A 10843-nucleotide genomic window follows, 5' to 3' on the forward strand; every position below is an offset into this window, starting at 1 on the left:
GGTGCCCAGGCGTCGCGCAGCGCCTCGGGCCAGTCGGGCAGCGTGCCGGCCGACACGGCGGCCACGGGCGGCCGCTCTTCGGCCGGCGTCGCCACCGCGTCGAAGGCCGCCCCGAAACCGGCCAGGCTGGCTTCGACGCCACGGCCCGAATCGCGGATCACGGCCTCGCACAGGTCGCGCGGCCAGGGCAGCACGCCGGTGCCGGCCATGGCGCCGAACATCACGGCCGACACCACGGTGCCGTGCTGCCGGGTGAGGGCGTCCATGTCCATCAGGCAGGCGCGGCCGGCCAGCGTGCGCGCAGCGAGCGAAAGGCGGTCGGTGTCCTGCCGGCCGTCGGCCATGTGCATCTTTTCCAGCGTGGTGTAGACACGGTGGGTCGAGGCCACGAGCGTGGTGCGCGCGTTCACGAAACCGCGTTCGACCATGCGCGCGGCCTCCAGCAGTTCGCTGGCAACCAGCACGTCGACCTGGCCGGGCACCGGCGACAGGGCGAACACCGGCGCCGGCGCGCCGGCCGGCACCGGGGCGCGCAGCAGCTCGATGTAGTAGCTGGTGGCGCCGGTGCGCTGGGCCACGCCGGGCACCGAAGTGGCCTGCACCGGCAGGCCGCTGCGCACGGCGCATTCGACGATCCAGTCGGCCAGCACGCCCCCGCCTTCGCCGCCCAGGGCGGCGACCAGGATGCAGCAGGGTTCTTGCACGGAAGCGGTCATGGAAAGCGGGTCCTCATGCGGGTTGCAGCCAGCCGATGATCCGCCGGTTGATGCGGTCGGTCAGGCGGTCCCAGAAGCTGGGGTGGGTGACGATCTCGATCTTGTGGAACGAGGGGCAGAGCACCGCCGCGTCGGCCACCTCGCCGCACAGGCCGCAGCCGACGCAGCCGTTGGTGACGTGGGCCACGGGCTCGCGGCGCAGCGGGTCCGACGAGGGCTTCACGGTCAGCGTCGGGCAGCCCGAGAGGCGGATGCAGGAGTGGTCGCCCGTGCAGGTGTCTTCGTCGATGCCGTAGCGGGTGCGCAGCGTGCGCAGGCCTTCCTTGAGGCGGCGCGCGCGGATCGGCCGCAGGCGCCGCTGGCGTTCGAGCTGGCATTCGCCTTCGGCCACCACCACCTTGAGGCCGGGGAAGGGCGAGCGGATGGCCTCGCGCAGCGTGTCGCGCACGCGCGAGACGCGGTAGTTGTGCACGGTGCGGATCCACTTCACGCCCATGCCCTTGAGCGTGTCCTCGATGGTGGTTTCGCTGGCGGTGGCGCTGCCGCCTTCGGCCAGCTGTTTGGCTTGCTGGGCCGGCGTGGAGATGGTGTCCTGCGTGCCGGTGGCCGAGGTGTAGCCGTTCTTCATGATCACCAGCACGCCGTCGCCCTGGTTCAGCAGCGCCGAACTCACGCCCGAGAGCAGGCCGTTGTGCCAGAAGCCGCCGTCGCCCATGATGGCCACGGGCCGCTGGGCGGTGAAGTTCTTGACCGCCGCGCTCGACGCCATGCTCATGCCGTAGCCAAGGATGGAGTTGCCGAACGAGAAGGGTTCGAAGGTGGCGAAGGAGTGGCAGCCGATGTCGGTGGCGATGTGCAGCTTGCCGGTGTCGCGCTCGACCAGCTTGAGCGCGGCGAACACCGGGCGTTCGGGGCAGCCGGTGCAGAAGTTCGGCGGCCGCGCGGGCACGGGTTCGGCCAGCAGGGCGGCGGCCTCGCCACGCAGTTCACCCAGACGGGCCAGGTGACCGGCAGCAGCGCTGGCGCTGGCCGGCGGCAGGTAGGCGCCGGCCAGGCGTTCGAGCGCGCCCAGCAGCACCTCGGCCGTGTACTCGCCGCCCATGGGCAACCAGTCCTTGCCGTGCAGTTGCGTGGCATGCACGCCGGCGCGGCGCAGGTGCGTGCTGATTTCCTGCTCGATGAAATCGGGCTGGCCCTCTTCAACCACCAGCACCGCGCGCTTGCCTTCGCAGAAGGTGGCCACCTGTTCGGGCACCAGCGGGTAGACCACGTTGAGCACCAGCACCGGCACCGCGGGGTCGCCCGCCTCGTCGGTGAGGCCGGCCAGTTGCAGCGCGCGCAGCAGGGTGTTGGTCAGGCCGCCCTGCACGATGATGCCCACGTCCGCGTGGCGGCCGGGCAGTTCTTCGTTGAGGCCGGCTTCGACGATGAAGCGCCGCGCCGCGGGCATGCGCACGTCGTACTTGAGCTTTTCGTGCCGGAAGGTGGCCGGCGGGTGCGACAGCCGGTCGTAGCTGAAGGCCGCGGGTTGCGCCTGCAGCTGGCGCGTGGAGATGGCCGGCGCGACGTTGTCGCGGGTCGGAAAGCTCCCGCGCACGTGGCAGGCGCGGATGCGCAGCTCCAGCATCACCGGGGTGTTCGACGCCTCGGACAGCTCGAACGACTTCTCCACCATGCGCACGATGGTCGGCAGGTCGGGCCGCGGGTCCATCAGCCACAGGGCCGACTTCATCGCGAAAGCGTGCGTGCGCTCCTGGATCACGCTGGCGCCTTCGCCGTAGTCTTCACCCACCACGATGAGCGCACCGCCCATGACCCCGGGCGAAGCCAGGTTGGACAGCGCGTCGGAGGCGACGTTGGTGCCGACCACCGACTTCCAGGTGACCGCGCCGCGCACGGGGTACATGATGGACGCGGCCAGCATGGCCGCCGCCGAACTTTCGTTGGTGCAGGCCTCGACGTGCACGCCGAGTTCGTCCAGGTAATCGCGGGCCTGCACCATCACGTCCAGCAAGTGGGTGATGGGTGAGCCCTGGTAGCCGCCGACGTAGGTCACGCCCGACTGCAGCAGCGCCTTGGTCACGGCGAGGATGCCCTCGCCATGAAACACCTGGCCGTCGCCGAGCTGGAGTGCCTCGATCTCGCGGTGGAAGGATCGTTCCACGACTGTTGTCTCCGTTGTTGTGGGGAACTGTAGTTGTGAGGGCACTGTAGGGGCCGGCACGCACATCTGTCCAACCGATTGTTTGGATGAAGTACATCCATGGTATGGATAATGCCGGCGCATGAACTTCCGCCAGATCGACCTCAACCTGCTGCGCGTGCTGGTCGCCATCCACCGCACCCGTTCGGTGACCGAAGCCGGCAAGTTGCTGGCGCTGTCGCAGTCGGCCACCAGCAGCGCCCTCGCGCGGCTGCGCCACCACCTGGGCGACGATCTGTTCGTGCGCACCGCCCAGGGCCTGGCGCCCACGCACGCCTGCGAGCTGCTGGCGCCTGAGGTCACCGAGCTGCTGAACCGGCTCGAATCGGCGCTGTCGGCCGGCCAGCGCTTCGATCCGGCCCGCGCCGAGGCGCGCTGGCGCCTGTCGCTGTCCGACCTGGGCGAGATGATGTTCCTGCCGCCGCTGGCGGCCACGCTGCGCGAACAGGCGCCGCTGTCCCGGCTGGCCAATGTGTCGGTGGTGGCCGAAGACCTGCCGACGGCCCTGGAGACGCGCGAGATCGACTTCGCCATCGGCATCCTGAACCCGCGACACCGCGGCGTGCGAGCCGACCTGCTGTTCACCGAACGTTATGTGGGCCTGACCTCGGTCGACTGGCAGCCCGAGGGTGGCGCGCGCGCCGGCGCTCAGCGCCTGACGCTGGCGCAGATGGCGCGCGCCTCCATGGTCGTGCCCTCACCCACCGCGACCTTCCACGGCAGCGTGGAAAAGATGCTCTGGCGCCTGAAGCTGCAGGAGCGCATCGTGCTGCGCGCGCGCCATTTCGGCGCGCTGCCCGAGCTGGTGCTCCACACCGACCTGATGACCATCGTGCCGCTGATGTACGCGGAAAAGCTCAGCCGCCTGCAGAAGGTGCGTGTGTGGGAACTGCCGCGCGAGGCCGCACCCGAATACGAGGTGCGCCTGGTGTGGCACACCAGCACCGCACGCGACCCGGCGCAGGTGTGGATCCGCGATCAGGTGCGGCGGCTGTTCGCCACCGGCTGAGCGCGCCCGCTCACGGCGCCGGCACCTGGAACACCTGGCGCAGATAGGCCAGGAAGGTGGCGTCATCGCACAGCGTCTTGCCGGGCGAGTCGGACAGTTTGGCCACCGGCTGGCCGTTGGCGCTGGTCAGCTTCATGACGATGTGCAGCGTCTGCAGCCCGACGTCGTTGGACAGGTGGGTCCCGATGCCGAAGCCCAGCTGGGTGTGGTCGCCCAGCGCGCGGTAGATCGCGATGGCCTTGTCCACCGTCAGCCCGTCGGAAAACACCAGGCGTTTGGTGTGTGCATCGATGCGCAGCTTCTGATAATGGGTCAGGGCTTTTTCCGCCCAGACCAGCGGGTCGCCCGAGTCGTGGCGCAGGCCATCGAACAGCTTGGCGAAGTACAGGTCGAAGTCGGCAAGGAAGGCGTCCATGCCGACCACGTCGGTCAGCGCGACGCCCAGGTCGCCGCGGTATTCCTGCACCCAGTCCTCGAGCGCGGCCTTCTGCGAATCGCGCAGGCGCACGCCCAGCGCCTGGTAGGTCTGCAGGTACTCGTGCGCCATGGTGCCGATGGGCACCAGGCCCAGGTCGAGCGCCAGCCGCACGTTGGACGTGCCCTTGAATACGCCGGGCAGGCGCGTGCTCAGGGCCTGCACCACGTCACGCTGCCAGGGTTTCGAGAAGCGGCGGCGCACGCCGAAGTCGAACAGCTCGAAAGGGTGACGCCGTGCGGGCTGCTGCACGAAGGCTTCGATGGCGCCGATCTTGTCCGCCAGCCGGCGGTGGCCTTCGGCCTCGGCGGCCGCGCGGTCGAAGCGGCGGAAGTACAGCTCGTTGACGATGGCCAGCACGAAAATTTCAAAGGCCATGACGTGGACCTGCGGCCCCCGGGCGACGATCTGCAACTGGTCGCCTTCGGCGAAGGCCTGGATGAAGCCGCGCTGGAAACGGAAGATGCGCAGGAAGTCGACGAAGTCGCTCTTGATGTAGCGCAGGCCGCCCAGGTAGCGCAACTCGTCCTCGCTGAATGCCAGGGCACACAGCGCGTCCAGTTCGGCGTTGATCTCGGGCAGCAGTTCGGTCAGCGGGAAGGCCGGCCGGTTGCGGCAAACGAAGCGGTATTCGGCCTGCGTCTGCGGGTGGCGATGCAGCATGGTCTGCCACATCGTGAACTTGTAGAGGTCGGTGTCCAGCAGGCTGGTGATGACGGGTTCCATCGGGACTCCGGGTCGGTGGTGCTCAGGCCTCGGCCCGCAGCAGGGGCAAGACCTCGGCGCAGGTGGCCAGCTGCGCGCCCTGGTGCCGCAGGTCGGCCAGGAAAGCCTGCGCCTGCGCTTCGAAACCGCTCACCGGGCTCATCGCGTCGGTCAGTAGCACCAGCTTGTCGAGCCGGCGCGAGGGCAGGTGCTGCGCCAGGTGTTCGACGGTGGCCTTGACGCAGTGGCTGCTGGCCTCGCCCGCGATGACGATCCGGTCGGCCTCGTCGAGGCGGGCGATCAGCGCCCGGTTGAGCTGCGTGCCTTCGTCGGCCGGATCGGGCACCTCGGCCTGCAGCGCGCTGTAGTGCTCGGTCCAGGGATGGCTGCCCTTGGCGACCTTCTCCACCACGCCCAGGCGCCGGTCCTCCCAGCGGTTGTAGGCCGCCTTGACGGCGGGGTGCACGTTGTGACCCCAGCTGCCGATTTCGCAGTGCACCGGCCAGACCATGAGGGTGTAGCGCCCGGCCTCTTCCAGCGCGTCGAGGTAGGCCAGGGCGCGCGGCAAGGCCCCGGCGTCGCGGGGCCGGTATGCGCCCGCACGGACCTGGGCCGCGGTGATGGCGGTGAACGGGTTCACCGCCGCGCCCGCGCCGGTCTGCCAGAAGGTGGGGTGGGCAATGTCGCAGCGGTGGTGCGAATCGAAGGTGACCACGATGCGCGCCACGCCGTCACCGGCCTCGTCGATCAGATCGGCCAGGCGCAACATGTCGGCGTGGGCGCCCTGGACCGGCAGCGCGGGGGCGATGGGGACGTGGCGCAGCGGGTCGGTGCCGCGCCAGCTTTCGGGCAGATCGCAGAAGTCGTTCTGCGGATCGATGATCAGCAACGTGGTTGCGCGGCTCATGCTGTGTTCCTGTTTCGATGGCCGGGCTCAGCCGCCCACCGCGCGCGCCAGCGCCTGGTCGATGTCCCAGAGGATGTCGTCGATGTGCTCCAGCCCGACCGAGATGCGCACCATGTCCGGCGGCACACCGGCGGCCAGTTGCTGGGCCGCGTCGAGCTGGCGGTGCGTGGTGCTGGCGGGGTGGCTGATGAGGGTACGCGTGTCGCCGATGTTGACCACGTGGCTCATGAACTGCGCGCTCTCGATGAACTTCACGCCCTGTTCGAGCCCACCCTTCACACCAAAGGCCAGCAGACCCGACGCGCCGCGCATCTGCCGCTTCATCAGATCGTGCTGCGGGTGGCCCGGCAGGCCCGGGTAGCTGACCCAGCCGACGCGCGGGTCGGCCTGCAGGTACTGCGCCACCGCCAGCGCGTTGGCACAGTGGCGTTCCATGCGCAGCGGCAGGGTTTCGACGCCCTGCAGGATCTGCCAGGCGCTGGTGGGGGCGAGCGCCGCGCCGAACACGCGCAGGCCTTCCATGCGGCAGCGCATGGTGAAGCCGAAGTTGCCGAAGGTTTCGTAGAACTTGACGCCGTGGTAACCGGGCGACGGTTCGGTCATGCCCGGGAATTTGCCGTTGTCCCACGGGAAGCTGCCGCTCTCGACCACCACGCCGCCCAATGTGGTGCCGTGGCCCGCCAGGTACTTGGTGGCGCTGTGCACCACGATGTCGGCGCCGAAGCGGATCGGGTTGCACAGGAACGGGCTGGGCACGGTGTTGTCCACCACCAGCGGCAGGCCGTGGGCGTGCGCCACGTCGGCGATGGCCGTGATGTCGAGCACCACCATGCTGGGGTTGCCCAGGGTTTCGGCAAAGAAGGCCCGGGTATGGGGGCGAACGGCGGCGGCGAAGGCGTCCGGGTCGGTGGCATCGACAAAGGTCGTCTCGATGCCGAATTTCTTCAGCGTCACCGCGAGCATGGTGACGCTGCCGCCATAGAGCGCGCCGGCCGCGACCACGTGGTCGCCGGCCTGCAGCAGCGTGGTCAGTGCCAGCGCCTCGGCCGCCATGCCGCTGGCCGTGGCCACCGCGGCGCGCCCGCCTTCGAGCGCGGCCACGCGCTCTTCCAGCGCCGCCACCGTGGGGTTGGACAGGCGGGCGTAGACGTTGCCGAAGGTCTGCAGGTTGAACAGGCTGGCCGCGTGCTCGGCGGTGTCGAACACGAAGCTGGTGGTCTGGTAGATCGGCAGAGCCCGCGCGCCGGTGGCGGCGTCGGGGATCTGGCCCGCGTGGATGGCGAGCGTCTCGGGCTGGAAGCTGCGGTCGGCCATGGTTTCAGCCCTGCTTCGGCCGCTGGGCCGAGATCACCTTGGTGTTCACGCCGGCCCAGTTCAGGCCGCCGAAGAGGCGCGCGTGTTCGATCTTCACGCAGCGGTCCCAGACCGAATCCAGGCCCGCGTCGGTGGCGATGCGGTCGGCCTCTTCGCTCATCAGGCCGAGTTGTTGCCACAGGGTCTTGGCGCCGATGGCCACCGCGCTTTGCGCGATGGCCGGGATTTCTTCGACCTTGCGGAACACGTCGACCATGTCGACGGGAAAGGGAATGTCTTCGAGCCGGGCGTAGCTCGTTTCGCCCAGGATCTGGGGGTAGCGCGGGTTCACCGGCACGATGCGGTAACCCCGCTCCTGCATGTACTTGGCGGCAAAGTAGCTGGGGCGGTGCCATTCGGCCGAAAGGCCGACCACGGCGATGGTGCGGTCGCGCGCCAGGATGCGGCGCAAGGTGGGAATGTCGTCCTGCATGGGGGTCTCCTGCGCCGCGAGGCGCGGGAGCGACATTACCACCTTGGCGCCCCCCGGCGCGCCGAGCCGCGAGGGTCAACCTGCGCCCTGCGTGACCACCAGGCGGTTGTCGACCGCGACCACACCGTCCACCGCGCGGGCCAGCACGGTGGCGCGTTCGCGCGCAGCGGCGTCGGGCGCCGGGCCGGTCATGGTGACGTGGCCGGCCTTGGTGTCGACGTCGATCTGCAGGGCCTTGAGGCTGTCATCGGCCGCCAGCGCCGCGCTCACCTGCGCGGTGATGGTGGCGTCGGCCGCCGCGGCGGTCGCGGTGTCGGCCATGTCGCTGGTGGCCTGGCGCGCCTGGTCGATGGCGCCGCCCATGTCCTGGCTCACCGAGGCGGCAGCGCTCTGGGTGTTTTCGATGGCCTGGTCCACATGCTGGCCCACGGTCATCTCGTCACTGGCCTGCCCGCAGGCGGCGAGGGCGAAAGCGGCGGCCGTGGTGGCCAGCACGGTGGTGATGCGGCGTTGGATGGGGGTCGATTTCATGGTGTTCTCCTGAATAAGAATGGGGGGGTTCCAAGCGGGCCGGGTGTGGCGCTCAGGGCTTGAACCACTGATCGGTGGCGCGGCGCTCGAAATCCGCCACCTGTTTTTCGGCCTCTTCCTTGGCGATGCCGTAGCGCTCCTGGAGCTTGCCGGCGAGCTGGTCGCGGCGACCGGCCACCACCTCCAGGTCGTCGTCGGTGAGCTTGCCCCACTGCTCGACGACCTTGCCCTTGACTTGCTTCCACTGTCCCTGGATCTGGTCCCAATTCATGTGTTGACTCCTTGCTGACTTCGTGAACATCGGGGTACGGCGCTGGCCGGTCCCCACGAGGGCAACGAGGTCCGGTACGGGTACGAACAACGTTGTGTCTTTACTGTAGGCAAGCGCCCCCGCGCTGGCTGTCGGCCCGGGCTGGCTCGGCGTGTAGGACAACATCCCGGGTCGCATGTCCGGATGTTTCCGCTGGTAAACACCGCGCCGCGCCAGCGTCCGCACAATCGGCCCATGGCGTCCCCCGAATCGCGCAAGGCCCTGCCGGTCATCGACCCGGCCCGCTGCACCGGCTGCGGCTGGTGCGTGGGCGTGTGCCCGCCGCGCGTGCTGTCGCTGCATGCGGTGCCGGACTGGCAGAAAAAGAGCCACCTGGACGACGCGGCCGGGTGCACCGGCTGCGCCCGGTGCGCGGTGCGCTGCCCGTTCGACGCGATCGCGATGCGGCGTATACCCGATCCGCCGCCGGGCTGCTGAGCGGCCGGTACAAAGGCGTTCCGGGCCGGACCTTCCGCACGGACGCCGGCGCGGCTTGCTGCACTGCGGCAAGATGCCGGCATGCGCCCGCACGGTGTGGGTGCCCCTCCTTCGGAAACCCGTCATGAGCGACCTCTCCCAACCCCAGAACCCGCCCGTCCTGCTGGACAAGCTGCAATGGCGCTACGCCACCAAGAAAATGGACCCGGCCAAGACCGTGCCGCAGGACAAGATTGACCGCATCGTCGAAGCCGCCCGCCTGGCACCCACGTCCAGCGGCCTGCAGCCTTTCGAGGTGATCGTGGTGAAGAACCCCGCCGTGCGCGCGCAGATCCAGGCCATCGCCTGGAACCAGGCGCAGGTGACCGAGAGCACCTGCGTGCTGGTGTTCGCCGCCTGGGACAACTACACGGCCGAACGCATCAACCACATGTTCGACCTGACCAACCAGCAGCGCGGCTTCACCAACGAAGGCTGGGAGGCCTACCGCCAGAAGCTGCTGGCGATGTACCCGCCCCGTCCGGCCGAGGTGAACTTCGAGCACGCCGCGCGCCAGGCCTACATCGGCTTCGGGGCCTCGGTCATCGCCGCGGCGTTCGAGGAAGTGGACGCCACGCCGATGGAAGGCTTCGACCCCGCCGCGCTGGACGACATCCTGAAGCTGCGCGAGCGTGGCCTGCGCAGCGTGACCATCCTGCCGCTGGGCTACCGCGCGGCCGACAGCGACTGGCTGGTCAACCTGAAGAAGGTGCGGCGCCCGCTGGACCAGTTCGTCATCGAAGTGAACTGAGCGCCTTCGGGCCCGCCGGCCGCCACCGCTGTCAGCGGCTGGCGGCTTTTTCTTGGCCGGCCCACCGGACACACAGCCCCTCGCGCAGGGCCTGCACCGCCGACGCCAGCGCGCCGTCGTTGACGATCTGCACGGCGCCCGGCGGCAGTTCGGCCGCCGCGTCGCGCGCCAGCCGCTGCGCGATGGCGGCGCCGTCTTCGCGGCGGCGCCCCAGCAGGCGCTGCGCCAGCACCGCCGCCGGCGCGGTGATGTGGACCACGCTGGCGTCGGGCCAATGGCGCAGCACCGTGGGCAGGTAGGCGCGCGAGCCGTTGACGAAGACGCCGTGCCCGGTCGACAGCGGGGCCAGTTCGGTGCGCCGCACGCCGTACGACAGGCCGTTGGCCTGCCAGGCCATGGCAAAGGCCTGCGCCCGCTGCAAGCGCTCGAAAGCGCTTTCGCTCACCCCTTCGTGCGCCTCGCCGCCGGCCTGTGCCGATCGGGTGATGGTGCGCCGCGCCCAGTGCGCGGGCGGCATGCCGTCCCAGGCGGCCCGCAGGCCGAGCAGCACGCTGTCCTTGCCGGCACCGGAAGGACCGATCACGTAGACCAGGCGCCGGCTCATGGCGCCAGCCTTGGCTGTTCGAGCAGCAGGAAGTCGGCGCCCGGCGCCGGTTCGATGAAGATCGACAGCCGGTCCAGCCGCCACGGCGGCAGCGCCGCAAAGTGCGCTTCGGCGGCCTGCTGCACACGCCGGATCGTGGCTTCGGGCACGTCGTCCAGCGGCCCGGTCAGCGAAAAATGGAAGCGGAATTTCTGCAGCACCCAGGGGTAGCCCCAGGCCAGCAGCAGCGCGTCCTCCTCGGGCGTGAGCGGCGCGCGCCGGCGCCGCACCAGTTCGTTCGCGCTCAGCGGGGCGGCCAGTGGTTGCAGGCGGCGCACGCAGTCGTCGGCCAGCGCGCTCAGCGCCGCCGGCGTGTGCGCCGGGCGCAGC

General features: G+C 69.8%; 13 protein-coding genes. 3 read left to right on the forward strand and 10 right to left on the reverse strand.

Going from position 1 to position 10843, the window contains the following annotated elements; translation table 11 throughout:
- Positions 1–716: 2-oxoacid:acceptor oxidoreductase family protein (locus QQK43_RS21725; protein ID WP_284309444.1), on the reverse strand; the 716-nt coding region annotated here is incomplete at its 3' end.
- 13 nt (positions 717–729) lie between these two features.
- Positions 730–2880: a thiamine pyrophosphate-dependent enzyme gene (locus tag QQK43_RS21730; RefSeq protein WP_234266579.1), complete on the reverse strand. Its 2151-nt coding sequence runs from the start codon at positions 2878–2880 to the stop codon at positions 730–732.
- Between the two features lie 121 nt (positions 2881–3001).
- Here QQK43_RS21730 and QQK43_RS21735 point away from each other — a divergent pair, with 121 nt between their 5' ends.
- Complete coding sequence (locus tag QQK43_RS21735) at positions 3002–3928, forward strand: LysR family transcriptional regulator (protein WP_284309445.1); 927 nt, start codon at positions 3002–3004, stop codon at positions 3926–3928.
- A 10-nt stretch (positions 3929–3938) separates the two neighbouring features.
- Here QQK43_RS21735 and pncB read toward each other — a convergent pair whose 3' ends face one another.
- From pncB to QQK43_RS21765, 6 genes are all read right to left on the reverse strand, one after another.
- Positions 3939–5129 (reverse strand): nicotinate phosphoribosyltransferase, encoded by a 1191-nt coding sequence (gene pncB / locus QQK43_RS21740; RefSeq protein ID WP_284309446.1) that lies wholly within the window; start codon positions 5127–5129, stop codon positions 3939–3941.
- 22 nt (positions 5130–5151) lie between these two features.
- Positions 5152–6015, reverse strand: coding sequence for a cysteine hydrolase family protein (locus QQK43_RS21745; protein ID WP_284309447.1), 864 nt, complete (start codon positions 6013–6015; stop codon positions 5152–5154).
- A gap of 27 nt (positions 6016–6042) precedes the next feature.
- Positions 6043–7329, reverse strand: coding sequence for an O-acetylhomoserine aminocarboxypropyltransferase/cysteine synthase family protein (locus tag QQK43_RS21750; RefSeq protein WP_284309448.1), 1287 nt, complete (start codon positions 7327–7329; stop codon positions 6043–6045).
- A gap of 4 nt (positions 7330–7333) precedes the next feature.
- Complete coding sequence (locus tag QQK43_RS21755) at positions 7334–7801, reverse strand: CoA-binding protein (RefSeq protein ID WP_284309449.1); 468 nt, start codon at positions 7799–7801, stop codon at positions 7334–7336.
- A gap of 75 nt (positions 7802–7876) precedes the next feature.
- A complete protein-coding gene (locus QQK43_RS21760) occupies positions 7877–8332 on the reverse strand; it encodes a BON domain-containing protein (RefSeq protein WP_284309450.1) in 456 nt (151 codons plus the stop codon).
- Positions 8333–8384: 52 nt separating this feature from the next.
- Positions 8385–8603 (reverse strand): CsbD family protein, encoded by a 219-nt coding sequence (locus QQK43_RS21765; protein ID WP_234266572.1) that lies wholly within the window; start codon positions 8601–8603, stop codon positions 8385–8387.
- A gap of 234 nt (positions 8604–8837) precedes the next feature.
- On the opposite strand from QQK43_RS21765, the gene QQK43_RS21770 reads away from it, so the two are divergent.
- Both QQK43_RS21770 and QQK43_RS21775 read left to right on the forward strand, forming a co-directional pair.
- Complete coding sequence (locus tag QQK43_RS21770) at positions 8838–9080, forward strand: 4Fe-4S binding protein (protein ID WP_284309451.1); 243 nt, start codon at positions 8838–8840, stop codon at positions 9078–9080.
- 124 nt (positions 9081–9204) lie between these two features.
- A complete protein-coding gene (locus tag QQK43_RS21775; protein ID WP_284309452.1) occupies positions 9205–9870 on the forward strand; it encodes a nitroreductase family protein in 666 nt (221 codons plus the stop codon).
- Positions 9871–9901: 31 nt separating this feature from the next.
- Here the strand turns inward: QQK43_RS21775 and phnN are convergent, their stop codons facing one another.
- Positions 9902–10474 carry a phosphonate metabolism protein/1,5-bisphosphokinase (PRPP-forming) PhnN gene (gene phnN / locus QQK43_RS21780; protein WP_284309453.1) on the reverse strand — a complete coding sequence of 191 codons (573 nt, stop codon included), beginning with the start codon at positions 10472–10474 and terminating at the stop codon, positions 9902–9904.
- Positions 10471–10843, reverse strand: a 373-nt coding sequence (locus tag QQK43_RS21785) for a DUF1045 domain-containing protein (protein WP_284309454.1), incomplete at its 5' end; no start/stop codon positions are given. The genes phnN and QQK43_RS21785, both read right to left, overlap by 4 nt.

The organism is Hydrogenophaga electricum (genome assembly GCF_030160815.1).
Lineage (GTDB): Bacteria > Pseudomonadota > Gammaproteobacteria > Burkholderiales > Burkholderiaceae_C > Hydrogenophaga > Hydrogenophaga electricum.